The sequence below is a fragment of the Enterobacter sp. JBIWA003 genome (assembly GCF_019968825.1).
Lineage (GTDB): Bacteria > Pseudomonadota > Gammaproteobacteria > Enterobacterales > Enterobacteriaceae > Enterobacter > Enterobacter quasiroggenkampii.
Genome location: NZ_CP074170.1, coordinates 2,109,353 through 2,133,259, shown reverse-complemented (window position 1 = coordinate 2,133,259; position 23,907 = coordinate 2,109,353). Strand labels below are relative to the sequence as shown.

Below are 23,907 nucleotides of genomic sequence, written 5' to 3'. Positions count from 1 at the left end.
GCGCTCTTTTTGGTGTCGGGTGTCGGGTGGCGGCTGCGCCTTACCCGACCTACGAGAATCCAGGCCGGGTAAGCGTCAGCGCCACCCGGCAATTTACAGAATTACTTCACACACGCCGAACACTGGGACGACTGGATCTGCTTGAAGAAGTCGTTGCCTTTGTCATCCACGAGGATAAACGCCGGGAAATCTTCCACTTCAATTTTCCAGATCGCTTCCATACCCAGTTCCGGGTATTCCACGCACTCCAGGCTCTTGATGCTGCCCTGCGCCAGAACCGCAGCCGGGCCGCCGATGCTGCCGAGGTAGAAGCCGCCGTGCTTGTGGCAGGCGTCCGTCACCTGCTGGCTACGGTTGCCTTTCGCGAGCATGATCATGCTGCCGCCATTAGCCTGCAGCTGGTCGACGTACGAGTCCATACGGCCTGCCGTAGTCGGGCCTAACGAGCCAGAGGCGTAGCCTTCAGGCGTTTTCGCCGGGCCCGCGTAGTAGATCGGGTGATCTTTAATGTACTGCGGCAGCCCTTCGCCGTTGTCCAGGCGCTCTTTCAGCTTCGCGTGCGCGATATCGCGGCCCACGATAATCGTGCCGTTGAGGGAGAGACGGGTCGAAACCGGATACTGAGACAGCTGCGCCAGAATCTCTTTCATCGGACGGTTCAGGTCAACGCGAACCGCTTCCCCCTCGCCCGCTTTACGCAGCTCTTCCGGAATGTATTTACCCGGGTTGTTTTCCAGTTTTTCGATCCACACGCCTTCGCGGTTGATCTTCGCTTTGATGTTGCGATCCGCAGAGCAGGAGACGCCCATCCCGACCGGACAGGAAGCGCCGTGACGCGGAAGACGGATCACGCGCACGTCGTGAGCGAAGTATTTGCCGCCAAACTGCGCGCCGAGGCCCAGGTTACGCGCTTCTTCCAGCAGCTCCTGCTCAAGCTGCACGTCGCGGAACGCCTGACCATGTTCGTTACCTTCGGTAGGCAGGCCGTCGTAGTATTTGGTTGAGGCCAGCTTCACGGTTTTCAGCGTGCTTTCCGCCGAGGTACCGCCAATGACAAACGCGATATGGTACGGCGGGCACGCCGCGGTGCCGAGGGTGCGCATCTTCTCAACCAGGTAGTTCTTCAGCTTGCCCGGGGTAAGCAGCGCTTTGGTTTCCTGATAGAGATAGGTTTTGTTGGCCGAACCGCCGCCTTTGGCGATACAGAGGAATTTGTACTCATCACCGTCGACGCTGTAGAGGTCAATCTGTGCTGGCAGGTTGGTGCCGGTGTTGACCTCTTTGTACATGTCCAGCGCGGCGTTTTGCGAATAGCGCAGGTTGTCTTCGGTGTAGGTGTTATAAACGCCGTGCGCCAGCGCGGCTTCATCACCGCCGCCGGTCCAGACGCGCTGGCCTTTTTTACCGACGATGATCGCCGTACCGGTATCCTGACAGGTTGGCAGAATGCCTTTCGCCGCGATATCGGAGTTACGCAGGAACTGCAGGGCAACGTACTTATCGTTTTCGCTGGCTTCCGGGTCACTCAGAATATCGGCCACCTGCTGCTGATGGGCAGGACGGAGCATAAACGAGGCGTCGTGGAAGGCGTGCTGCGCCAGCAGCGTCAGCGCCTGTGGATCCACCTTGAGGATCTCTTGTCCTTCAAACTCAGAGACGGAGACGTGATCGCGGGTTAACAGGTAATACTCGGTCTGATCCTTACTGAGGGGAAAAGGATCCTGATAATGGAAGGGTTTATTCGACATTGTTCTCTCACTTACTGCTTCGGTCTGTTTATTCAGGGCAGATGTTCCGCTGCCCGGCTTAAAAGCGAGTCAGCTTATCCTACACAATTTTTTAACAAAAACTGAGACTAGTACGACTTTTTACATCCACAGGTTACTTCCATGTGGTTTATTGCTTTAATACCCGAAGTTAATTCCATCATTGAATCAGGGCTTGATAATGCAAAAACTCATTAACTCAGTGCAGAACTACGCCTGGGGAAGTAAAACTGCGTTAACGGATCTCTACGGTATCGCGAACCCGAACAACCTGCCGATGGCAGAACTGTGGATGGGGGCGCACCCGAAGAGCAGCTCAAAAATTGAAGACGCCAGCGGTCAGGTACGCAGCCTGCGTGACGTAATCGAGATCGATAAAGCCGCGCTGCTGGGCGACAAGGTGGCTCAGCGCTTTGGCGAACTGCCGTTCCTGTTTAAAGTGCTGTGCGCAGACCAGCCGCTCTCCATCCAGGTTCACCCGAACAAGCAAGCGTCTGAAATCGGCTTTGCGAAAGAGAACGCGGCAGGTATTCCGTTAGACGCCGCCGAGCGTAACTACAAAGATCCTAACCACAAGCCGGAACTGGTGTTCGCGCTGACGCCGTTCCTGGCGATGAACGCGTTCCGCGAGTTTTCCGAAATTATCTCCCTGCTGCAGCCGGTCGCGGGTGCCCATAACGCTATCGCGCATTTCCTTGAAAACCCGAACGCCGACGCGCTGAGCCAGCTGTTTGCCAGCCTGCTGAATATGCAGGGTGAAGAGAAGTCCCACGCGCTGGCGGTACTGAAAGCCGCCCTGGACAGCCAGCAAGGTGAACCGTGGGAGACCATCCGTCTGATTTCCGAATTCTATCCGGACGACAGCGGCCTGTTCTCCCCTCTGCTGCTGAACGTGGTGAAGCTGAATCCGGGTGAAGCAATGTTCCTGTTCGCTGAAACCCCGCACGCCTACCTTCAGGGCGTGGCGCTGGAGGTGATGGCCAACTCCGATAACGTGCTGCGCGCGGGCCTGACGCCAAAATACATCGACATCCCCGAGCTGGTTGCCAACGTGAAGTTTGTGGCGAAACCAGCCGCAGAGCTGCTGACTCAGCCGGTGAAAAACGGCGCAGAGCTGGATTTCCCGATTCCGGTGGACGATTTTGCCTTCTCCCTGCACGACCTGAGCAGCGCCGAAACGTCGGTCGCTCAGGAGAGCGCGGCGATCCTGTTCTGCGTCGAGGGCGAAGCGACGCTGCGCAAAGGCGAACAGCGTCTGGTGCTTAAGCCCGGTGAGTCAGCATTCGTTGCAGCCAATGAGTCTCCGGTTAGCGTAAGCGGCACTGGTCGCCTGGCGCGCGTTTTCAATAAGCTATACCCTAAATAATTCGAGTTGCATGAAGGCGGCGACGCAGCGAATCCCCAGGAGCGTACATAAGTACGTGACTGGGGTGAGCGAGGAAAGCCAACGCACAGGCAACTTGAAGTATGACGGGTATTAGGGACTTACTGATTTTTTTAACAACTCTTGCTAAGCTAGTTGCAGGCTTAATATCTCCAGGCGGTTTTTACCGCCTGGTTTCATTTTAGGGATAGTCGCAATGAAAAAATCGGTCGTAGCGGTAGGAGTGATTGTAGCGTTAGGCGTGGTCTGGACGGGTGCCTCCTGGTTTACCGGGAAACAGCTGGAAGGCCGTCTGGCTGAGATGGTGGCGCAGGCTAACGGAGAGATTAAGCGTAGCGCGCCGGAAGCGGGCCTTGAGCTGAGCTACCAGAACTATGAGCGCGGTGTGTTTACCAGCCGTATGCAGGTTGTGGTGAAGCCGGTTGCCGGTACGGAGAACGGCTGGCTGAAACCGGGCCAGAGCGTGGTGCTGGATGAAGTGGTAAGCCACGGTCCATTCCCGCTGGCGCAGCTGAAGTCCTTTAATCTGATCCCGTCGATGGCGTCCGTTCACACGGTCCTGGTGAATAACGACGTCACCAAACCGCTGTTCGACCTGGCCAAAAATACCTCACCTTTCGAGATCGACACCCGCATCAGCTATGCCGGTGACACGAGTTCTGATATTGCCTTGAAAGCGCTGAACTACGAGAAAGAGAATGAGAAAGTCGCTTTTAGCGGCGGTCACTTCAAACTTGACGCGGACCGCGACGGGAACGTGTTCTCCCTGACGGGTGAAGCGGAAAGCGGCCTGGTCAATGCCGTGAACGAATACAATCAAAAAGTTCAGCTCACCTTCAACAACCTGAAAGCCGACGGCAACAGCCGCATGACCGATTTCAAAGAGCGTATCGGCGATCAGAAACTGTCTCTCGATAAAGTTGCCATTGCGGTTGAAGGGAAAGAGATGGCCGTGCTGGAAGGCATGGACGTGAACGGAAAATCCGACGTGTCCAAAGACGGTAAGAGCATCAATACCCAGCTGGATTACACGCTGAAGAGCCTGAAAGTACAGAATCAGGATCTGGGCACCGGCAAACTGTCGCTGAAGATCGGCAATATCGACGGCCAGGCGTGGCACGAATTTAGCCAGAAATACAGCAAAGAGAACCAGGCGCTGCTGACCGATACCGCGCTGCAGCAGAATCCGGAAGTGTACCAGCAGCAGGCGATGGCGGTACTGTTCAACAACCTGCCGATCCTGCTGAAAGGCGAGCCGGTGATCACCGTTGCGCCGCTGAGCTGGAAAAACAGCAAAGGCGAAACCAGCTTCAACCTGTCTCTGTTCCTGAAAGATCCGGCCACCGCAACGGGTGAACCGCAGACGCTGGCGCAGGAAGTGGATCGCAGCGTGAAGTCGCTCGACAGCAAGCTGACCATCCCGATGGATATGGCGACCGAGTTTATGACCCAGATTGCGAAACTGGAAGGCTACGGCGATGAAGATGCCGGCAAGCTGGCGAACCAGCAGGTGAAAGGTCTGGCGGCAATGGGCCAGATGTTCCGCATCACGAAGGTGGACAACAACACGATTTCCACCAGCCTGCAGTACGCCAACGGCCAGGTCACGCTCAACGGCGACAAAATGCCGCTGGAAGACTTCGTCGGCATGTTTGGTATGCCTGCTCTGGGGATGCCGGAACCGGCTGAACCGGCAGCGCCAGCCGAACCGGCGGCGCCTCAGCAGTAAACGTCAAAACCCCTCGCATGAGGGGTTTTTTATTGCCGGGTGGCGCTGACGCTTACCCGGCCTACGATTCAGAGCCAGCGCAGCGCCGCCGGGCGATATTATTTCACCGTCACTAACCGCGCCGCCACAATCTGGTGCCCGGCCTGTACATCCGTATTGTCGATACGCTGCATGATTCTGTCCGCCAGGGTGTAACCCATCTCCCGCGCGGGGGTAGTGGCCCAGACGATCGGCAGGTCGTCGAGGGCGTTTTCACCAACGTCGGCGAACGCCCCCAGCGCCACCTGGTGGCCGAAGAAGGTTTCCACCCCGCCCTCGCCGCTCTGGCGCCCGGCGCGGATCAGGCCAAACCAGGCGCCCATGGCGATCACATCGTTATAACAAATGACAGCGCTGATGGTCGGGCTGCTTCGCAGCAGCGCGCCTATCGCTTCCGCCGCCATCTTCTGGCTGGATTCACACTCCACGACCCACTCGCTGTGGAACGGCAGTCCGTATTTAATCAGCGTCGCACAATAGCCGCCGACCCGCTCGGCGCGGGTAAGGGACGAGCTTTTACCGCCCAGCCAGGCAATGCGCTGATGCCCACGACGAATAAGATGCTCGGTCAGCATTTGCGCGGCCTGCATGTTATCCGGGCGCAACGTATCGGCTTCGTCGAGGTAGCTGGCGCGCGATGCAAACACCAGCGGCACGCCTTTTTCGGCGGCGCGCTCGCACAGTTCACTGCCCACGCCCGATGCTCCGGCGACGATCACCCCGTCCACCCCCTGGTTCAGCAGCATATCGAGCCGGGAAAGCAGCTGATCGGCCTCGCGCCCGCCGTGCAGCAGAAAGACCATCCGCCCCTGCGCTTCAAGCGCTTCGGTTAACCCGGCAGTTAACTCCGCATAGAACGGTGACGTCAGGTCACGAACAATCAGGCCAATCACCCCGCTTTGCCCACCGCGCAGCGCCGACGCCTGGCGGTTACGCACAAAGCCCAACTGTTCAACCGCCTCGTTCACCCGCTGACCGGTCGCGGGAGAGATGCGCCCTTTTCCGCTCAGTACCAGAGAAACGGTGCTGACGGAAACCCCCGCCGCCAGCGCGACATCGTTGATGGTGACTTTCTTCGCTACAGCCATGTCCTGGAGTGACTCCCTGAAAAATGAGATCGGTAAAACGTTTTATCAATACGTTATCTTTATACTACCAGTCAAAGCCTGAGAATGTGATTTAGCGCGCACTAAACTTTGATAAAACGTTTTATCTTCTCGCAGCATTGAAGCAGACAAATTGATTTTAACAATAAAGGAGTCGTTTTATGACGGCGAAAGCAGCACAAAAAATATCGCTGTGGGAATTTTTCCAGCAACTGGGTAAAACCTTTATGCTGCCCGTGGCACTCCTCTCGTTCTGCGGGATCATGCTGGGTATCGGCAGCTCCCTCAGCAGTAAAGACGTCATCACGCTGATCCCGTTCCTCGGCACCCCCGTGCTGCAGGCGATCTTTATCTGGATGAGTAAAGTCGGCTCCTTCGCGTTTAGTTTCCTGCCCGTGATGTTCTGTATTGCTATCCCGCTGGGCCTGGCCCGCGAGAACAAAGGCGTCGCGGCGTTTGCCGGTTTTGTGGGTTACGCGGTGATGAACCTCGCGGTTAACTTCTGGCTGACCGCGAAAGGCATTCTGCCGACCACCGACGCTGCCGTGCTGAAAGCTAACAACATTCAGAGTGTGATTGGTATCCAGTCTATTGATACCGGGATCCTCGGGGCGGTGATCGCCGGGGTGATTATCTGGATGCTGCACGAGCGCTTCCACAATATCCGTCTGCCGGATGCCCTGGCCTTCTTCGGCGGTACCCGCTTTGTACCGATTATCACCCTGGTGGTGATGGGCCTCTTTGGTCTGATCATTCCGCTGATCTGGCCGGTCTTCGCGATGGGCATCAACGGCATTGGCCGCATCATCAACGGCGCGGGAGATTTCGGTCCGATGATCTTCGGTACCGGCGAGCGTCTGCTGCTGCCGTTTGGCCTGCAGCATATCCTGGTGGCCCTGATTCGCTTCACCGAAGCGGGCGGGACGATGGAGGTGTGCGGTCACGATGTGAGCGGTGCGCTGACCATCTTCCAGGCGCAGCTGAGCTGCCCGACCACCCACGGCTTCTCCGAAAGCGCCACCCGCTTCCTGTCTCAGGGTAAAATGCCGGCCTTCCTCGGCGGCCTGCCGGGTGCCGCGCTGGCGATGTACCACTGCGCACGTCCGGAAAACCGTCATAAAATTAAAGGCCTGCTGATTTCCGGCGTGATCGCCTGCGTCGTGGGTGGGACCACCGAGCCTATCGAGTTCCTGTTCCTGTTCGTTGCGCCGGTGCTGTATCTGATTCACGCTGTGCTGACCGGTCTGGGCTTTACCGTGATGGCGGTGCTGGGCGTCACCATCGGCAACACCGACGGCAACGTGATTGACTTCGTGGTCTTCGGGATCCTGCACGGCCTCTCCACCAAGTGGTATCTGGTCCCGGTCGTGGCGGCAATCTGGTTCGTGGTGTACTACGGGATCTTCCGCTTCGCCATCACCCGCTTTAACCTGAAAACGCCAGGCCGCGATACCGATACGGCCACCAGCGTGGAACAGGCGGTTGCCGGTACCGTGGGTAAATCCGGCTACAACACCCCTGCCATTCTGGCGGCGCTGGGCGGTGCGGAGAACATTACCTCACTGGATAACTGCATTACCCGCCTGCGTTTGTCGGTGGCGGATATGTCAAAAGTGGATACCAACGCCCTGAAAGCCAACCGGGCCATCGGCGTGGTACAGTTAAATCAGCACAATTTGCAGGTGGTTATCGGCCCGCAGGTACAGTCAGTGAAAGATGAGCTGGCAACCCTGATGCGAACAGTAGAAGCCTGATGCCTCCACCCCCTCACCATGAGGGGGTTTTACGTTAAGGATTTAAGCATGTTTGATTTCTCCACCGTCGTGGATCGACACGGCACCTGGTGTACGCAGTGGGACTACGTCGCCGACCGTTTTGGCGCGGACGATCTGCTGCCCTTCACCATCTCGGATATGGATTTCGCCACCGCCCCCTGCATAATCGACGCGCTGCAGCAGCGCATTCATCACGGCGTGTTTGGCTATAGTCGCTGGAAAAACGACGAGTTTCTCGCCGCCGTCGCGCACTGGTTCCAGCAGCGTTTTAACAGCCGGATTGATACTGAAAGCGTGGTTTATGGTCCGTCAGTCATCTACATGGTCTCTGAACTGATACGCCTCTGGTCAACCCCCGGCGACGGCGTGGTGGTGCACACCCCGGCTTACGATGCGTTTTATAAAGCCATAGAGGGTAACGCGCGTCGTGTTGTGGCGGTTGAGATGGAAAAGCAGGCTGCAGGCTGGCAGGGCAATATGGCGGCCCTCGAAGCGGCGCTGGCGAAACCGGAAAACAAAATTTTGTTGCTGTGCAGCCCGCAGAACCCGACCGGCAAGGTCTGGACGCGGGATGAGCTGACGCACATGGCGGAACTGTGCGCACGCTATGACGTGGCGGTTATCAGCGATGAAATCCATATGGACATGGTGTGGGGAGAACATCGTCACACGCCGTGGAACGCCGTGGCTCGGGGCAAATGGGCGCTTCTGACCTCCGGCTCGAAAAGCTTTAACATTCCGGCGCTGACGGGGGCTTACGGCCTGATCGGCGATGTAGAGAGCCGTAACGGCTATCTCAGCGCGCTAAAAGGACGGGACGGGCTCTCTTCCCCTTCCGTGCTGGCGCTGACGGCGCATATCGCCGCCTACCAGCAGGGGGAGCCGTGGCTGGATGCACTGCGGGGTTATCTCGAAGGGAATTTGTCGTATATTGCGCAGGAAGTAAACCGCGCTTTTCCGAAACTGAACTGGCAGGCACCGGACGCGACCTATCTGGCCTGGATCGATCTGCGCCCACTGAACATTGACGATCGGGCGCTGCAAAACGTGCTGATCGAGCAGCAAAAAGTCGCCATCATGCCGGGATATACCTACGGGAAAGAGGGAAATGGCTTCGTGCGCTTAAATGCGGGCTGCCCGCGCAGCAAGCTGGAGCAAGGGGTTCAGCGCTTCATCGCCGGGATTAACACGCTCCTGTAATTAACTTGCGCAACGGAATATTCCCTTGCGCAAATAGCTTTTTACCCCGTTTTGTTTTTATAATATGGCGCACTTTAACCAGAAAAGAGTGCGACCATGATTGATACACGCCTGCCTTTAACTGATATTCATCGTCACCTTGACGGTAACATTCGTGCCCAAACCATCCTCGATCTTGGCCGCCAGTTCAATTTAACGCTTCCTGCTCAGACCCTTGAGTCCTTGATCCCTCACGTACAGGTGACCTCTAATGAACCAGACCTGGTCAGCTTCCTGAGCAAACTTGACTGGGGCGTGAAGATGCTGGCGTCGCTGGATGCCTGCCGCCGCGTGGCGTTTGAGAACATCGAAGATGCCGCCCGCAACGGCCTGCACTACGTCGAGTTGCGCTTCTCGCCGGGCTATATGGCGATGACCCACAACCTGCCCGTTGCAGGCGTGGTGGAAGCCGTCATTGAAGGCGTCCGCGAAGGGTGTAAAACCTTCGACGTTCAGGCCCGCCTGATCGGCATTATGAGCCGTACGTTCGGTGAAGCCGCCTGCCTGCAGGAGCTGGAGGCGCTGCTGGCCCATCGTGATGCCATCACCGCCGTCGACCTCGCCGGTGACGAGCTGGGCTTCCCGGGTAGCCTGTTCCTCTCCCACTTCAACCGCGCGCGCGATGCCGGCTGGCACATTACCGTACATGCGGGTGAAGCGGCTGGCCCGGAAAGCATCTGGCAGGCCATCCGCGAGCTGGGCGCAGAGCGTATTGGTCACGGCGTGAAGGCGGTCGAAGATCGCGCGCTGATGGATTTCCTTGCGGAGCAGCGTATCGGTATTGAGTCGTGCCTGACGTCTAACATTCAGACCAGCACCGTAGCATCGCTGTCGCAGCACCCGCTGAAAACGTTCCTTGAACACGGCGTGCTGGCCTCTCTGAATACGGACGATCCGGCGGTTCAGGGCGTGGATATCATCCACGAGTACAACATCGCAGCTCCGCAGGCGGGGTTGAGCCGCGAGCAGATCCGTCAGGCGCAGATTAACGGGCTGGAAATTGCCTTCCTGACGCCTGCTGAGAAGCAGGCGCTGCGGGATAAAGTGGCAACCGCGTAAACCCTTTGCCGGGTGGCGGCTACGCCTTACCCGGCCTACAACAACGTCAAAAACTTATGCCAGACAGAGCGTGGCGCGATGTTTGGCAGATTCGATGCCCAGCTCAATCAGCTCCATAATCTGTATCGCCTGGCTGGCCGGAACCGGGTTCTCCCCCGTGCCGTTTAGCGCATCGCGGATAGCGGCATAATACTCCGGATAGTTACCCGGTATCGTCAGCAAGGTCTCTTCGACCAGCTCCTCGCCTTCCACCCGCGTGACGACGCCGTCGCGCATATCATAGCCCCAGTCTTCCTGCGGCAGACGCTCACCGTTTTTCAGCCTGTCTTCCTGCGGGTCGAGACCAAACTTCACGTAGCTGCCGCGCGTGCCGTGAATAATATAGCGGCCAGATTCTGCAGCCGCGACCATCGTACCGTGCAGCACAATCCGCCGCTGCGGGTAACTGAGCACCGCGTGGAAGTAATCGGTTGTCTGCGCCCCGGGTCTGAGCTGGGCCAGATCGACCGTCATGCTCACCGGCAGGCCAAAAAGATTGACGGCCTGATCCAGCAGATGCGGGGCTAAATCATACCAGATGCCGCTGCCAGGGCCGGCCTGCTCGCGCCAGCGGTTTCGTACCTGCGGACGAAAACGGTCAAAGTGGGATTCAAAAAAGAGGATCTCCCCTAACGTGCCTTCACTGAGAAGCCGTTTTACCGTCAGAAAATCGCTGTCCCAGCGGCGGTTATGAAACACCGACAGCAGCCTGCCCAGACTCTTTGCCAGCGCATCCAGCTCGCGTGCCTGTGACAGCGTCACGGTGAAGGGTTTATCGACAACCACATGTTTCCCGGCTTCCAGCGCGGCCTTTGCCAGCGGAAAGTGGGTATCGTTCGGCGTGGGGATGACGATTAAATCAATATTGGGATCGTTGAAAAGATGTTTCGGCTCTGAGACAACCGGCACGGAAGGCCAGTCGGCATGGACTTTTGCAGCGTCGCTGCTGGATACCGCCGCCAGCGCCATGCCCGGCGTACCGGCTATCAGAGGCGCATGAAACGTTTTGCTCGCGTACCCGTAACCGATAAGCCCAACGCGGATATTATCACTCATAGTGCCATCCTCTGTTATGACGTTCTTATTTCACACTGGCTAGCCTGGCATTACCACGGATTAATAATGTGCCCTATGACGTAAAATAGCAGGTTATACGGATTGTTTTTGTTACATAGTATTAACCTACTGATTTTGTTTAAGGGAACCGTTCCCAAAGCCCTTGCCGTCAGGGAAACGTCGCTGTAACATTTGCGCCCTGTCTTTATGGATAAAGTACAATTACGTATCATGACGTCAATTATTAATCGAATCATTGAATTAGCGGGATGGATTGTCCTTGGGGTTTCGGTCATTTTGCTGGGCGTTGCCAGCCATATCGATAACTACCAGCCGCCGGAGCCTGTCACCGTCGCTCAACCTAAGTAACCGGTTACTGCAATAAAGAGTGACATAATATGTCAGTTACTTATTGCCAGCCCTGGTGAACACGGTTAACCTTCTCTTCCAGGCATCGTCTGATGCCTGAATTTCAGCAAAGAAAACTCCTAATTTCGTCGCGTTACCTGAGTGGGCTGTTTACGTCTTTATTAATCCGTTTATTATTCGAACGAATTACCTTAACTGGTATTACTCACTTTTATATGGAAACTTATTAATATGACAGTTCAGGACTATTTATTAAAATTTCGCAAGATCAATTCGCTTGAGAGCCTGGAAAAACTGTTTGACCATCTGAACTACACCCTGTCGGATAATCAGGACATCATTAATATGTATCGCGCCGCTGACCATCGCCGTGCGGAGCTGGTCTCCGGTGGTCGTTTGTTCAACGTCGGCGAAGTGCCTAAGTCCGTATGGCGTTACGTTTTATAAGAAAGTAGCCATCCGCGCGAAATGTTATATACTCTCCGCCCTGCCAACTGGCTGTACAACATTTCGCGCAGATTATGGGAGAGTTCATGACCGCAACGCCTGGAGAACGCATTGGAGGCTGGTTAATCGCCCCACTGGCATGGCTGCTGGTTGCCTTATTAAGCGCATCACTTGCGCTGCTGCTTTATACCACCGCACTGATTACCCCCCACGCCATCCAGACCCTGATGTCGCAAAGCGTGCTTAATATTGCGTTGTGGTTTGTGTCGTTCGTTTTCGCGATCGGGATGTGGTACTACACGCTGTGGCTGACCATTGCCTTCTTTAAGCGCCGTAAGAATGTGCCTAAGCACTACATTATCTGGCTGCTGGTTTCGGTCCTGCTGGCGGTGAAGGCTTTTGCTTTTTCGCCCGTTTCAGACGCGCTGGCCGTTCGTCAGCTGCTTTTCCCGTTGCTGGCCGCGGCGCTGCTGGTGCCCTACTTTAAGCGTTCGACACGGGTGAAAAACACCTTCGTGAACCCGTAATAACCCTACAGATAACCTGTTGTCGCCTGCGTGTGTTTGTCCGATAATAGGCGGCTTTTTTATTTCAGGCTAAATAATGACCGATTACTTACTGCTCTTTGTCGGCACCGTGCTGGTTAACAACTTCGTTCTGGTGAAGTTCCTTGGCCTGTGTCCGTTTATGGGTGTTTCCAAAAAGCTGGAAACGGCAATGGGCATGGGGCTGGCGACGACCTTCGTCATGACGCTGGCGTCCATCTGCGCGTGGTGGATTGATACCTGGATCCTCATTCCGCTGGGGTTAACCTATCTCCGTACGCTGGCCTTTATCCTGGTTATCGCGGTGGTGGTGCAATTTACCGAAATGGTGGTGCGCAAAACCAGCCCGGCGCTCTATCGCCTGCTGGGTATCTTCCTGCCGCTGATCACCACCAACTGCGCCGTTCTCGGCGTGGCGCTGCTAAACATCAACCTTGGCCATAACTTTATGCAGTCGGCGCTGTATGGTTTTTCTGCGGCCGTCGGTTTCTCGCTGGTCATGGTGCTGTTTGCCTCTATTCGCGAGCGCCTGGCAGCAGCGGATATTCCTGCGCCCTTCCGCGGTAACGCGATTGCGCTGGTGACCGCCGGTTTAATGTCTCTGGCCTTTATGGGCTTTAGTGGTCTGGTGAAGTTGTAATGAGTGCTATCTGGATTGCCATCGCCTCTATCAGCGTCCTGGGGTTGGTGTTTGGCCTTATCCTGGGTTACGCCTCCCGCCGTTTCGCGGTAGAGGACGATCCCGTTGTAGAGAAAATTGATGAGCTTCTGCCGCAAAGCCAGTGCGGGCAGTGTGGCTACCCGGGCTGCCGCCCCTATGCCGAAGCGGTAGGGGTTCAGGGTGAAAAAATTAACCGCTGTGCGCCTGGTGGCGAAGCGGTGATGTTGAAAATTGCGGCCCTGCTTAACGTTGATCCGCAGCCTGTTGACGGCGATGCGGATGTGCAGGAGCCGGTCCGCGCGCTGGCCGTGATCGACGAAGCGAACTGCATCGGCTGCACCAAATGTATTCAGGCCTGCCCGGTCGACGCCATTGTTGGCGCAACGCGCGCCATGCACACCGTGGTGGCGGACCTGTGCACCGGCTGTAACCTCTGCGTAGCACCCTGCCCGACGCAATGTATCGAGCTGCGCCCGGTTGAAACGACTACCGAAAGCTGGAAGTGGGATCTTCAAACCATTCCGGTTCGCAATATTCCTGTGGAACAACATGCTTAAGTTATTTTCTGCTTTCAGAAAAGAGAAGATTTGGGACTTTGACGGGGGTATTCACCCACCGGAGATGAAAACCCAGTCTAACGGCACGCCGCTGCGTCAAATTCCGCTGGCGACCCGTTTCGTTATACCGCTCAAGCAGCACATCGGCGCGGAGGGTGAGCTGTGCGTGAAAGAAGGCGATACCGTACTTCGCGGTCAGCCGCTGACCTTTGGTCGCGGACGTATGCTGCCGGTGCACGCCCCCACTTCCGGTAAGGTGGTCGCCATCGCACCCCATACGGTGGCCCATCCGTCAGCGCTCTCAGAGCTGAGCGTGATGATTGAAGCCGACGGCGAAGACCGCTGGATCGACCGTGACGGCTGGAGCGACTACCGCTCCCATAGCCGCGAAGCGCTCATCGAGCGCATTCATCAGTTCGGCGTTGCCGGCCTCGGCGGCGCAGGCTTCCCGACCGGCGTCAAACTGCGCGGCGGTGGCGATAATATTCAGACGCTGATTATCAACGCCGCCGAATGCGAACCGTACATCACCGCCGACGATCGTCTGATGCAGGACTGCGCCGCCCAGGTGGTGGAAGGCATCCGCATCCTCGCGCACATTCTGCAGCCGCGGGAAGTGCTGATCGGTATCGAAGACAATAAACCGCAGGCTATCTCTATGCTGCGCGCCGTGCTGGCGGGCAGTCACGATATTAGCCTGCGCGTTATCCCGACCAAGTACCCCTCTGGTGGTGCTAAACAGCTGACGCAAATTCTCACCGGTAAGCAGGTTCCGCACGGCGGACGCTCTTCGGATATTGGCGTGCTGATGCAGAACGTCGGGACCGCATACGCCGTGAAGCGCGCGGTAATCGACGGCGAGCCGCTGACCGAGCGCGTGGTAACGCTGACCGGGGAAGCAGTCTCTCGTCCGGGCAACGTCTGGGCGCGTCTGGGTACGCCGGTGCGTCACCTGCTGGAGCAGGCTGAGTTTTGCCCGTCAAGCGACCAGATGGTGATCATGGGCGGCCCCTTGATGGGCTTTACCCTGCCGTGGCTCGATGTGCCGGTGGTCAAAATCACCAACTGCCTGCTCGCCCCTTCCCCGACCGAGATGGGTGAAGAGCAGGAAGAAAAAGGCTGTATTCGCTGCAGCGCCTGTGCCGACGCCTGCCCGGCGGATTTGCTTCCGCAGCAGCTGTACTGGTACAGCAAAGGCCAACTGCACGACAAGGCGAAAGCCCATAACCTGGCCGACTGTATCGAATGCGGCGCCTGCGCCTGGGTCTGCCCTAGCAACATTCCTCTGGTGCAGTATTTCCGCCAGGAGAAGGCGGAAATTTATGCCATTTCCATGGAAGAAAAACGCGCAGCAGAAGCCAAAGCGCGCTTTGAAGCACGTCAGGCGCGACTGGAACGCGAAAAAATTGCCCGTCAGGAGCGCCATAAGCAGGCCGCCGTTCAGCCTGGCGAGAAAGATCAGGATGCGATTAACGCCGCACTGGCGCGCGTTCGCGAGAAAAAAGCCACTGCGGCGCAGCCCGTGGTGATCCCGGCCGGCGAGAAGCCGGACAACAGCGAAGCGATTGCTGCGCGTGAAGCGCGTAAAGCTCAGGCCCGCGCCCGTCAGGCAGAAAAAGCGCAAACGACCCAGGCGGATGCTGAGGTTGACCCACGCAAAGCCGCCGTTGAAGCGGCAATAGCCCGCGCCAAAGCACGCAAAGCCGGTGAGCAGAATGTGGTGGTCGAGCAGGACGCTGTCGACCCTCGCAAAGCGGCCGTTGAGGCGGCGATTGCCCGTGCCAAAGCGCGCAAGGCGGCACAGCAGACGCAAACCGCAGAACCCGAAGCGCCGGTCGACCCGCGTAAAGCCGCCGTCGAAGCGGCGATTGCCCGCGCTAAAGCGCGCAAAGCGGCGCAGCAGGATGAACAACCGCAGGCCGCCAACGATGACCCGCGCAAAGCCGCCGTCGCCGCCGCCATTGCGCGCGTTCAGGCAAAGAAAGCCGCACAGCAAGCAGTTAACGAGGATTAAATGGTTTTCAGAATCGCAAGCTCCCCTTACACCCACAATCAGCGCCAGACATCGCGCATCATGATGCTGGTCTGCCTGGCGGCGCTGCCGGGCATTGCCGTTCAGTGCTGGTTTTTCGGCTGGGGAACCCTGTTCCAGATAATCCTGGGCTGCGCCAGCGCCCTGGCGGCGGAAGCGCTTGTGCTTAAGCTGCGCAAGGCAGCGGTCTCCCGCATTCTTGCCGATAACTCCGCGTTGCTGACCGGCCTGCTGCTGGCTATCAGTATCCCGCCGTTTGCCCCGTGGTGGATGGTGATCCTCGGCACCGTGTTTGCGGTGATCATTGCCAAACAGCTGTATGGTGGACTGGGCCATAACCCGTTTAACCCGGCGATGATTGGCTACGTGGTGCTGCTGATCTCCTTCCCGGTACAGATGACCAGCTGGCTGCCACCGCACGAGATTGCGGCCACGGTTCCGGGCTTCATGGATGCTCTGCACGTGATCTTTACCGGCCATACGGCACTCGGTGCCGATATGAACGCGCTGCGTATGGGCGTGGACGGTATCAGCCAGGCAACGCCGCTTGATACCTTTAAAACGTCCCTGCATGCCGGGCACAGCGTCGAGCAGATCATGAAATCGGCGATCTACAGCGGCGTGCTGGCGGGTGCCGGCTGGCAGTGGGTCAACCTGGCGTATCTGCTGGGTGGCCTGTTCCTGCTGCAGCAGAAAGCCATCCGCTGGCATATTCCGGTCAGCTTCCTCGTGACGCTGGCGGTCTGCGCCACGCTGGGCTGGGTATTCTCTCCTGAATCACTGGCCAGCCCGCAGATGCACCTGCTCTCCGGCGCGACCATGTTGGGTGCCTTCTTTATCCTGACGGATCCGGTAACGGCCTCAACGACTAACCGCGGACGCCTGATCTTCGGCGCGCTGGCAGGCCTGCTGGTCTGGCTCATTCGCAGCTTCGGCGGCTACCCGGACGGCGTGGCTTTTGCCGTCCTGCTCGCCAATATAACCGTTCCGCTCATCGACTATTACACGCGTCCACGCGTGTACGGTCATCGCTAAGGGTTTCGCCATGTTAAAAACGATGCAAAAACACGGCGTCACGCTGGCTGTCTTCGCCGCGGTCCTGACAGGGCTAACGGCGCTGGTTAACGCGCTGACCAAAACGACCATCGAAGAGCAGGCCTCGAAGCAGCAAAAGGCGCTGTTCGATCAGGTGATCCCGTCCGACTTCTACGATAACGACCTGCAAAAAAGCTGCTTTGTGGTAGACGCGCCGCAGCTTGGGAAAGGCCCGCACCGCCTCTTCATTGCCCGCAAAGGAGATAAACCGGTCGGCGCAGTGATGGAAGCGACGGCGCCTGACGGCTATTCCGGTGCCATTCAGCTGCTTGTGGGCAGCGATTTCTCCGGCACCATACTGGGCACCCGCGTGACGGAACACCATGAAACGCCGGGTCTTGGCGATAAAATTGAAACCCGTCTGAGCGACTGGATTTTGCACTTTGCCGGTAAAGTGATCCATGGTGAAGATGACACCGCGTTTGCGGTGAAGAAAGATGGCGGCGAGTTTGACCAATTCACCGGTGCGACCATCACCCCACGTGCGGTGGTGAATGCCGTAAAACGAGCCGGGCTGTATGCTGAAACGCTGCCCGCGCAAATCAACAATCTTCCGGCCTGTGAGGAGTAATCATGAGCCAGGTTAAAGAGGTCATTGTCCAGGGGTTGTGGAAAAACAACTCCGCGCTGGTTCAGCTTCTGGGCATGTGCCCACTGCTGGCGGTGACATCCACCGCCACCAACGCGCTCGGTCTGGGTCTGGCAACCACGCTGGTATTGACCCTGACCAACCTCTCCATCTCTGCCCTGCGCCGCTGGACGCCGTCGGAAATTCGTATTCCGATTTACGTCATGATCATTGCGTCGGTAGTCAGTATTGTTCAGATGCTGATTAACGCCTACGCGTTCGGTCTGTACCAGTCGCTCGGGATCTTCATTCCCCTTATCGTCACCAACTGTATCGTGGTCGGGCGTGCGGAAGCCTTCGCGGTGAAAAACAGTCCGGCCATGTCGGCGCTGGATGGATTTTCCATTGGCATGGGCGCCACGTGCGCCATGTTCGTGCTGGGATCCCTGCGTGAAATCCTCGGCAACGGTACGCTGTTTGACGGCGCAGATGCGCTGCTGGGCGGCTGGGCCAAAGCGCTGCGCATTGAAGTGTTCCACACCGATACGCCATTCCTGCTGGCGATGCTGCCGCCCGGTGCGTTTATTGGCCTTGGAATGATGCTGGCGATAAAATACCTGATTGATGAGAAACGTAAGCGCCGCGCGGCTGAGCGCAGCGTTCTGGAAGGGACACCCGAGAAGGCCTCATGAATAAAGAAAAGCGCATTGCGATCCTGACCCGTCTGCGGGACGAGAACCCGCACCCGACGACGGAGCTGAATTTTACCTCCCCGTTTGAGCTGCTGATCGCGGTGTTGCTCTCTGCACAGGCGACCGACGTGAGCGTCAATAAAGCCACCGCCCTGCTCTATCCGGTCGCCAATACGCCGAAGGCCATGCTGGAGCTGGGCGTGGAAGGCGTGAAGTCGTATATCAAAACCATCGGCCTGTTTAACAGCAAAGCCGAGAACGTCATTAAGACCTGCCGGATCCTGCTGGAACAGCACGGAGGCGAAGTGCCGGAAGACCGTGCTGCGCTGGAAGCCTTACCGGGCGTAGGTCGTAAAACCGCGAACGTGGTGCTCAATACCGCGTTTGGCTGGCCCACTATCGCCGTCGATACGCATATATTTCGCGTGTCTAACCGGACCAACTTTGCGCCGGGAAAAAATGTCGAGCAGGTCGAAGAGAAGCTGCTCAAAGTGGTTCCGGCGGAATTTAAGGTTGATTGCCATCACTGGCTGATTCTGCACGGTCGTTACACGTGTATTGCCCGTAAGCCTCGCTGCGGCTCCTGCATTATTGAAGATCTCTGCGAATACAAAGAAAAAGTGTATCCCTGAGCCACACAAGCCCACACCAAAAGAAGGGTGATGGTGCGCGCTTCTTTTGGCCGTTATTTGTTCGCCTTTCGTCTCCCCCAGGCTGTCACTTGTTCGGTGCTTTAACGCTCAAACAGGTTAATACTTTTTTCATAGCCGAAAATTTCTATACATCTGTGATCGCGATCACCCTGATAACTTCATGTTGTTTTTTTGTTGTCAAAATCGAGCTAAAGCCTTTGTCTGACAAGACACTCTTCTTTTTTTACCGACGATAAGACCAGCTATTTTTCAGAATTTGGGCTATATCACTGCCAGAGACGGCAAATAGCAGAACATATCGCCAAACACCGGTCCTGACGGGTCTCTGCCAGTCGAAAAAACTACCTTTACACATCGTATAAAATTTAACGCTGAATAACATTTGTATGAACCGACGATTATACCACCCCAGATATATGTAACAGATTATTACAAACGTATTGCCAGATGGGGCAGGATAGTGAACATTACCCGCCGTTTCTCCTCCCAATATAACTATAAGGCGTATGGACTACGGCCATCACGCTATGAACACCCCCGTTAATATGGGATGTAAAAAAAGAGGTATATGTGTCTACTGCAAACAATAAACCAACAGATGAAAGCGTGAGTCTTAACGCTTTTAAACAACCAAAAGCGTTCTATCTCATCTTCTCTATCGAGTTATGGGAGCGTTTTGGTTATTACGGCCTGCAAGGGATCATGGCAGTTTACCTGGTGAAACAGCTGGGTATGTCCGAAGCCGATTCCATCACGCTGTTCTCCTCCTTCAGTGCTCTGGTGTACGGTCTGGTCGCGATTGGCGGCTGGCTGGGCGATAAAGTCCTCGGCACTAAACGTGTCATCATGCTGGGCGCCATTGTCCTGGCAATTGGCTATGGTCTGGTTGCATGGTCAGGGCACGATGCCGCTGTCGTGTATATGGGTATGGCGACGATTGCCGTCGGTAACGGTCTGTTCAAAGCGAACCCGTCCTCCCTGCTCTCTACCTGCTACAGCAAAGACGATCCGCGTCTGGACGGTGCATTTACCATGTACTACATGTCCATCAACATCGGTTCGTTCTTCTCAATGCTGGCCACCCCATGGCTTGCAGCAAAATTCGGCTGGAGCGTGGCGTTTGCGCTGAGCTTCGTCGGTATGCTGATCACCGTGGTGAACTTCCTGTTCTGCCGCAGCTGGGTTAAAAACTACGGTTCAAAACCGGACTTCGAGCCTGTGCATATGGGCAAACTGCTGGCGACCATTGTGGGCGTTGTTGCCCTGGCGGCGATCGCCACCTGGCTGCTGCACAACCAGGGCATCGCACGTGCCGTTCTGGGCGTGGTCGCGCTGGGTATCGTGGTCATCTTTGCGAAAGAAGCATTCGCCATGCAGGGTGCTGCCCGTCGTAAGATGATCGTGGCGTTCATTCTGATGCTGGAAGCGATTATCTTCTTCGTACTGTACAGCCAGATGCCAACCTCTCTGAACTTCTTCGCCATTCGTAACGTTGAGCACTCCATCCTGGGTATTGCGTTCGAACCGGAGCAGTATCAGGCGCTGAACCCGTTCTGGATCATGATTGGTAGCCCGATTCTGGCCGCGATCTACAACAAAATGGGCGACCGTCTGCCAATGCCGCACAAGTTCGCTATCGGTATGGTGCTGTGCTCCGGCGCGTTCCTGGTGCTGCCGCTGGGTACCAAATTTGCTACCGACGCCGGTATCGTATCCGTTAACTGGCTGATCCTGAGCTACGCGCTGCAGTCTATCGGCGAACTGATGATCTCTGGTCTGGGTCTGGCGATGGTTGCACAGCTGGTGCCACAGCGTCTGATGGGCTTCATTATGGGTAGCTGGTTCCTGACGACTGCGGGTGCAGCCATTATCGCAGGCAAGATTGCGAACCTGATGGCCGTACCGGAAAACGTCACTGACCCACTGGTTTCTCTGAACGTCTACGGTACCGTGTTCATGCAGATTGGTATCGCGACTGCCGTTATTGCCGCTCTGATGCTGCTGACTGCACCGAAACTGAATCGAATGACTCAGGACGACGACAAGACCGCTAAGGCGACCAAAACCGCTACCGCGTGATATCCGTGAGAAACGACTGACCAGAAGCCGCTAATCTATTAGCGGCTTTTTTTTTATCCGTTTGCGCACTAACATAGCTGAAACCTCAGCGAAAAGGAGTTACCGATGAAACTGTTCTACAAACCGGGCGCGTGCTCTCTTGCTTCCCATATCACCCTGCGCGAGAGCGGCAAAGATTTCACGCTGGATGGCGTTGATCTGATGAAAAAACGTCTGGAAAACGGCGATGATTTTCTTGCCATTAACCCGAAAGGACAAGTTCCGGCGCTCCTGCTGGATGACGGTACTCTGCTGACCGAAGGCGTGGCGATTATGCAGTTCCTGGCCGATAGCGTGCCCGATCGCCAGCTGCTGGCCCCGGTCAGCACCATTTCTCGCTATAAAACGCTGGAGTGGCTGAACTACATTGCCACCGAGCTGCACAAAGGCTTTACCCCCCTGTTCCGCCCGGATACGCCGGAAGAGTTTAAACCTACCCTGCGCGCCCTGCTGGAGAAAAAGCTGCAGTACGTTAACGAATCGCTGAAAGACGAGCAGTGGATTGGCGGGTCGCGCTTCACGATTGCCGATGCGTACCTGTTCACCGTGCTGCGCTGGGCGCGCGCGGTTAAGCTGAATCTGGAAGGGTTAGACCACATTGCATCGTATATGAAGCGTGTGGCAGAGCGTCCTGCAGTGGCTGCGGCGCTGAAAGCGGAAGGGTTGAATTAACCGAGCAGACTGTGTTGCCGGGTGGCGCTGACGCTTACCCGGCCTACGAATTCCGTAGGCCCGTGCAAGCGCAGCGCCGCCGGGCGGTGTTTAAAGCTGGGTTGCGCTGAAATAGTGCTCCGGCTTCGCGATTCGATCCTGTGCTGCGACCACCTGCAGCTCATATTCCTGCATCTCTTTCGTCGCCGTCATAATTTCGTACACTGCCGCAGTAACATGCTCCAGCGCATCGCGCAGCGTTGCCCCTTGCAGTAATTTGACCAGCAGCAGGCCGCTGGTCACATCCCCCACGCCCACCGGCTGGCGCAGGCCAAAATCCACCAGCGGACGGCTGATGTGCCAGGCATCCTCTTTCGTCACCAGCAGCATCTCAAAGCGATCCTGACTTAGCCCTGCGCGCGCGAGGTGTTTTACCAGCACAACCTCAGGCCCCTGCGCGATCAGCTCGCGTGACGCGCTTACGGCCTCTTCTACGCTGTTAACCGGATGCTCGCAGAGAATTTCCAGTTCAACCAGGTTTGGCGCAATGATATCGCTGGCGGGCAGCGCGTGGCGGACGTGGAACTCCGCTACACCCGGCGCCACGATGCAGCCTTTCTCCGGATGGCCCATGACGGGGTCGCAGAAATATTTTGCCGACGGGTTAGCGGCCTTCACCTGCCGTACGATGCCGAGAATATGCTCCCCCTGCTCCGCGGAACCAAGATAACCGCTCAGTACGGCGTCACAGCGCTTGAGCTGGCCGATATCGGCAATGCCCTGCACCACCTCGGTGAGGTGTGAAGGCGGCATTACGCAGCCGGTCCATTTGCCGTACTGCGTGTGGTTGGAAAACTGAACGGTATTGAGGGGCCAGACGTTGGCGCCGAGGCGGCGCATCGGGAATTCCGCTGCGCTGTTGCCAGCATGTCCAAAAACAACGTGGGACTGAATGGCGAGGATGTTCTTCATTTTATGCTTACCCAACCCTGAAAAAACAAAAGGGGCGTGGTTTCCCACGCCCCTGGAGACTGTGACTTATTTCCAGCAGACAAGGCAGTAGTTTTTCTTACCGCGACGCAGCAGGGTGTAGCGGCCATACAGACGGTCGCCGTCAACGAAGGTGTATTCCGGGTCGGCCTGCTTTTCACCGTTGATGGTGATGGCATTGGACGCGATGGTTTTACGCGCCTGACCGCGGGAAGGCTGGAGTTCAGAATCCACCAGCGCCTGCATCAGGTCAGCCCCTTTCTCCATCTCAACCATTGGCACGCCGTCCTGCGCCAGTTGTTCGAAGTCCGCTTCGCTCAGGTCGCTCAGGGTGCCGTTAAACAGGCTAGCGGTAATGCGTTTTGCCGCGGCCAGACCTTCTTCACCGTGAACCAGTTTGGTCACTTCATCCGCCAGCACGTACTGCGCGCGCGGCGCTTTACCGCTGTTCTTGTCTTCTTCTTCCAGCGCGTTGATGGCTTCAATGTCCATAAAGGTGAAGAACTTCAGGAAGCGGTAAACATCGGCGTCCGCCGTGTTGATCCAGAACTGGTAGAATTTGTACGGGCTGGTTTTCTTCGGATCAAGCCATACCGCGCCGCCTTCGGTTTTACCAAATTTGGTACCGTCTGCTTTGGTAATCAGCGGAACGGTCAGACCAAACACCTGATTCTGGTGCAGGCGACGGGTCAGGTCGATACCGGAAGTGATGTTACCCCACTGGTCAGAACCGCCAATCTGCAGGGAAACACCGTGCAGTTTGTTCAGGCAGGCAAAGTCATACCCCTGCAGCAGGTTGTAGGAGAACTCGGTAAAGGAGATACCCTGGTCGTCACGGTTCAGACGCTGCTTCACGGCCTCTTTGTTAATCATCTGGTTAACAGAGAAGTGCTTGCCGATGTCACGCAGGAAGGTCAGCACGTTCATGCTGCCAAACCAGTCGTAGTTGTTCGCGGCAATCGCGGCGTTATCGCCACAGTTGAAGTCGAGGAACGGTGCAACCTGTTTGCGGATCTTATCGACCCACTCCTGCACGGTATCTTCGGTGTTCAGTTTACGCTCAGCGGCTTTGAAGCTTGGGTCACCAATCAGACCGGTCGCGCCGCCCACCAGGGCAACAGGCTTATGGCCCGCCATCTGGAAGCGTTTCAGGCATAACAATGGAACAAGATGCCCCAAATGCAAGCTGTCAGCGGTGGGATCGAAGCCGCAATAGAGCGCGATCGGGCCTTGCGCCAGTCGCTCTGCTAACGCTTCCTCGTCCGTCACCTGGGCCACGAGGCCCCGCTCTTGCAATTGTTTAATCAAGTTACTGCTTGCCATCAAATTCTCCATGT

At 56.7% G+C, this 23,907-nt stretch carries 22 protein-coding genes; 17 read left to right on the top strand and 5 right to left on the bottom strand.

The window, feature by feature from the left end; all coding sequences use genetic code 11:
• Positions 1 to 101 precede the first annotated feature (101 nt).
• The gene (gene fumA, locus KGP25_RS10220; protein WP_024909338.1) at positions 102 to 1,748 is read right to left on the bottom strand and encodes a class I fumarate hydratase FumA; all 1,647 of its coding nucleotides are present in this window, start codon (positions 1,746 to 1,748) and stop codon (positions 102 to 104) included.
• 199 nt (positions 1,749 to 1,947) lie between these two features.
• On the opposite strand from fumA, the gene manA reads away from it, so the two are divergent.
• Together manA and KGP25_RS10210 are read left to right on the top strand one after the other, a co-directional pair.
• Positions 1,948 to 3,132, top strand: coding sequence for a mannose-6-phosphate isomerase (gene manA, locus KGP25_RS10215; protein ID WP_223540363.1), 1,185 nt, complete (start codon positions 1,948 to 1,950; stop codon positions 3,130 to 3,132).
• Between the two features lie 214 nt (positions 3,133 to 3,346).
• Positions 3,347 to 4,879: a YdgA family protein gene (locus KGP25_RS10210; RefSeq protein WP_223540362.1), complete on the top strand. Its 1,533-nt coding sequence runs from the start codon at positions 3,347 to 3,349 to the stop codon at positions 4,877 to 4,879.
• A 98-nt stretch (positions 4,880 to 4,977) separates the two neighbouring features.
• On the opposite strand, the gene KGP25_RS10205 is transcribed toward KGP25_RS10210, so the two are convergent.
• Positions 4,978 to 6,006: a Mal regulon transcriptional regulator MalI gene (locus KGP25_RS10205; RefSeq protein ID WP_021241148.1), complete on the bottom strand. Its 1,029-nt coding sequence runs from the start codon at positions 6,004 to 6,006 to the stop codon at positions 4,978 to 4,980.
• Between the two features lie 179 nt (positions 6,007 to 6,185).
• On the opposite strand from KGP25_RS10205, the gene malX reads away from it, so the two are divergent.
• The 3 genes from malX to add all read left to right on the top strand — a co-directional run bounded on the left by malX (position 6,186) and on the right by add (position 10,097).
• Entirely contained in the window at positions 6,186 to 7,778 is a 1,593-nt protein-coding gene (malX, locus tag KGP25_RS10200) for a maltose/glucose-specific PTS transporter subunit IIBC (protein WP_024909342.1), read from the top strand.
• Between the two features lie 48 nt (positions 7,779 to 7,826).
• Positions 7,827 to 8,999, top strand: coding sequence for a MalY/PatB family protein (locus KGP25_RS10195; RefSeq protein ID WP_223540361.1), 1,173 nt, complete (start codon positions 7,827 to 7,829; stop codon positions 8,997 to 8,999).
• A 96-nt stretch (positions 9,000 to 9,095) separates the two neighbouring features.
• The gene (gene add, locus KGP25_RS10190) at positions 9,096 to 10,097 is read left to right on the top strand and encodes an adenosine deaminase (RefSeq protein WP_023343982.1); all 1,002 of its coding nucleotides are present in this window, start codon (positions 9,096 to 9,098) and stop codon (positions 10,095 to 10,097) included.
• Between the two features lie 54 nt (positions 10,098 to 10,151).
• Here add and KGP25_RS10185 read toward each other — a convergent pair whose 3' ends face one another.
• Entirely contained in the window at positions 10,152 to 11,192 is a 1,041-nt protein-coding gene (locus KGP25_RS10185; RefSeq protein ID WP_223540360.1) for an oxidoreductase, read from the bottom strand.
• 243 nt (positions 11,193 to 11,435) lie between these two features.
• On the opposite strand from KGP25_RS10185, the gene blr reads away from it, so the two are divergent.
• The 12 genes from blr to gstA all read left to right on the top strand — a co-directional run bounded on the left by blr (position 11,436) and on the right by gstA (position 21,601).
• Positions 11,436 to 11,561 (top strand): division septum protein Blr, encoded by a 126-nt coding sequence (blr, locus tag KGP25_RS10180; protein WP_168112406.1) that lies wholly within the window; start codon positions 11,436 to 11,438, stop codon positions 11,559 to 11,561.
• A 231-nt stretch (positions 11,562 to 11,792) separates the two neighbouring features.
• Complete coding sequence (gene ydgT, locus KGP25_RS10175; protein WP_013096896.1) at positions 11,793 to 12,008, top strand: transcription modulator YdgT; 216 nt, start codon at positions 11,793 to 11,795, stop codon at positions 12,006 to 12,008.
• An 86-nt stretch (positions 12,009 to 12,094) separates the two neighbouring features.
• Positions 12,095 to 12,535 (top strand): DUF2569 domain-containing protein, encoded by a 441-nt coding sequence (locus KGP25_RS10170; protein ID WP_045910336.1) that lies wholly within the window; start codon positions 12,095 to 12,097, stop codon positions 12,533 to 12,535.
• 76 nt (positions 12,536 to 12,611) lie between these two features.
• Complete coding sequence (gene rsxA, locus KGP25_RS10165) at positions 12,612 to 13,193, top strand: electron transport complex subunit RsxA (RefSeq protein WP_008500564.1); 582 nt, start codon at positions 12,612 to 12,614, stop codon at positions 13,191 to 13,193.
• Complete coding sequence (rsxB, locus tag KGP25_RS10160) at positions 13,193 to 13,771, top strand: electron transport complex subunit RsxB (protein ID WP_048222798.1); 579 nt, start codon at positions 13,193 to 13,195, stop codon at positions 13,769 to 13,771. Before rsxA ends, rsxB begins: the two co-directional genes overlap by 1 nt.
• A complete protein-coding gene (rsxC, locus tag KGP25_RS10155; protein ID WP_196346195.1) occupies positions 13,764 to 15,785 on the top strand; it encodes an electron transport complex subunit RsxC in 2,022 nt (673 codons plus the stop codon). The genes rsxB and rsxC overlap by 8 nt, the downstream gene beginning before the upstream one ends.
• Entirely contained in the window at positions 15,786 to 16,838 is a 1,053-nt protein-coding gene (gene rsxD / locus KGP25_RS10150; protein WP_024909350.1) for an electron transport complex subunit RsxD, read from the top strand. It begins immediately after the preceding gene.
• A gap of 10 nt (positions 16,839 to 16,848) precedes the next feature.
• Positions 16,849 to 17,469 carry an electron transport complex subunit RsxG gene (gene rsxG, locus KGP25_RS10145; RefSeq protein ID WP_045261492.1) on the top strand — a complete coding sequence of 207 codons (621 nt, stop codon included), beginning with the start codon at positions 16,849 to 16,851 and terminating at the stop codon, positions 17,467 to 17,469.
• Between the two features lie 2 nt (positions 17,470 to 17,471).
• Positions 17,472 to 18,158: an electron transport complex subunit RsxE gene (locus KGP25_RS10140; protein WP_008500569.1), complete on the top strand. Its 687-nt coding sequence runs from the start codon at positions 17,472 to 17,474 to the stop codon at positions 18,156 to 18,158.
• Complete coding sequence (nth, locus tag KGP25_RS10135) at positions 18,155 to 18,790, top strand: endonuclease III (RefSeq protein WP_008500570.1); 636 nt, start codon at positions 18,155 to 18,157, stop codon at positions 18,788 to 18,790. The genes KGP25_RS10140 and nth overlap by 4 nt, the downstream gene beginning before the upstream one ends.
• 591 nt (positions 18,791 to 19,381) lie before the next feature.
• Positions 19,382 to 20,890 (top strand): dipeptide/tripeptide permease DtpA, encoded by a 1,509-nt coding sequence (gene dtpA, locus KGP25_RS10130; RefSeq protein WP_045910333.1) that lies wholly within the window; start codon positions 19,382 to 19,384, stop codon positions 20,888 to 20,890.
• A 105-nt stretch (positions 20,891 to 20,995) separates the two neighbouring features.
• Positions 20,996 to 21,601: a glutathione transferase GstA gene (gstA, locus tag KGP25_RS10125; RefSeq protein WP_008500572.1), complete on the top strand. Its 606-nt coding sequence runs from the start codon at positions 20,996 to 20,998 to the stop codon at positions 21,599 to 21,601.
• Between the two features lie 90 nt (positions 21,602 to 21,691).
• Here the strand turns inward: gstA and pdxY are convergent, their stop codons facing one another.
• Together pdxY and tyrS are read right to left on the bottom strand one after the other, a co-directional pair.
• Positions 21,692 to 22,552 carry a pyridoxal kinase PdxY gene (pdxY, locus tag KGP25_RS10120; protein ID WP_063621462.1) on the bottom strand — a complete coding sequence of 287 codons (861 nt, stop codon included), beginning with the start codon at positions 22,550 to 22,552 and terminating at the stop codon, positions 21,692 to 21,694.
• 66 nt (positions 22,553 to 22,618) lie between these two features.
• On the bottom strand, positions 22,619 to 23,893 hold the full coding sequence (gene tyrS / locus KGP25_RS10115) for a tyrosine--tRNA ligase (protein WP_048030733.1): 1,275 nt from the start codon (positions 23,891 to 23,893) through the stop codon (positions 22,619 to 22,621).
• Between the last annotated feature and the right edge of the window lie 14 nt (positions 23,894 to 23,907).

Coding starts and splice junctions, on each gene's coding strand:
- fumA (WP_024909338.1), bottom strand. CDS start 1,748: ATGTCGAATAAACCCTTCCATTATCAGGATCCTTTTCCCCTCAGTAAG.
- manA (WP_223540363.1), top strand. CDS start 1,948: ATGCAAAAACTCATTAACTCAGTGCAGAACTACGCCTGGGGAAGTAAA.
- KGP25_RS10210 (WP_223540362.1), top strand. CDS start 3,347: ATGAAAAAATCGGTCGTAGCGGTAGGAGTGATTGTAGCGTTAGGCGTG.
- KGP25_RS10205 (WP_021241148.1), bottom strand. CDS start 6,006: ATGGCTGTAGCGAAGAAAGTCACCATCAACGATGTCGCGCTGGCGGCG.
- malX (WP_024909342.1), top strand. CDS start 6,186: ATGACGGCGAAAGCAGCACAAAAAATATCGCTGTGGGAATTTTTCCAG.
- KGP25_RS10195 (WP_223540361.1), top strand. CDS start 7,827: ATGTTTGATTTCTCCACCGTCGTGGATCGACACGGCACCTGGTGTACG.
- add (WP_023343982.1), top strand. CDS start 9,096: ATGATTGATACACGCCTGCCTTTAACTGATATTCATCGTCACCTTGAC.
- KGP25_RS10185 (WP_223540360.1), bottom strand. CDS start 11,192: ATGAGTGATAATATCCGCGTTGGGCTTATCGGTTACGGGTACGCGAGC.
- ydgT (WP_013096896.1), top strand. CDS start 11,793: ATGACAGTTCAGGACTATTTATTAAAATTTCGCAAGATCAATTCGCTT.
- KGP25_RS10170 (WP_045910336.1), top strand. CDS start 12,095: ATGACCGCAACGCCTGGAGAACGCATTGGAGGCTGGTTAATCGCCCCA.
- rsxA (WP_008500564.1), top strand. CDS start 12,612: ATGACCGATTACTTACTGCTCTTTGTCGGCACCGTGCTGGTTAACAAC.
- rsxB (WP_048222798.1), top strand. CDS start 13,193: ATGAGTGCTATCTGGATTGCCATCGCCTCTATCAGCGTCCTGGGGTTG.
- rsxC (WP_196346195.1), top strand. CDS start 13,764: ATGCTTAAGTTATTTTCTGCTTTCAGAAAAGAGAAGATTTGGGACTTT.
- rsxD (WP_024909350.1), top strand. CDS start 15,786: ATGGTTTTCAGAATCGCAAGCTCCCCTTACACCCACAATCAGCGCCAG.
- rsxG (WP_045261492.1), top strand. CDS start 16,849: ATGTTAAAAACGATGCAAAAACACGGCGTCACGCTGGCTGTCTTCGCC.
- KGP25_RS10140 (WP_008500569.1), top strand. CDS start 17,472: ATGAGCCAGGTTAAAGAGGTCATTGTCCAGGGGTTGTGGAAAAACAAC.
- nth (WP_008500570.1), top strand. CDS start 18,155: ATGAATAAAGAAAAGCGCATTGCGATCCTGACCCGTCTGCGGGACGAG.
- gstA (WP_008500572.1), top strand. CDS start 20,996: ATGAAACTGTTCTACAAACCGGGCGCGTGCTCTCTTGCTTCCCATATC.
- pdxY (WP_063621462.1), bottom strand. CDS start 22,552: ATGAAGAACATCCTCGCCATTCAGTCCCACGTTGTTTTTGGACATGCT.
- tyrS (WP_048030733.1), bottom strand. CDS start 23,893: ATGGCAAGCAGTAACTTGATTAAACAATTGCAAGAGCGGGGCCTCGTG.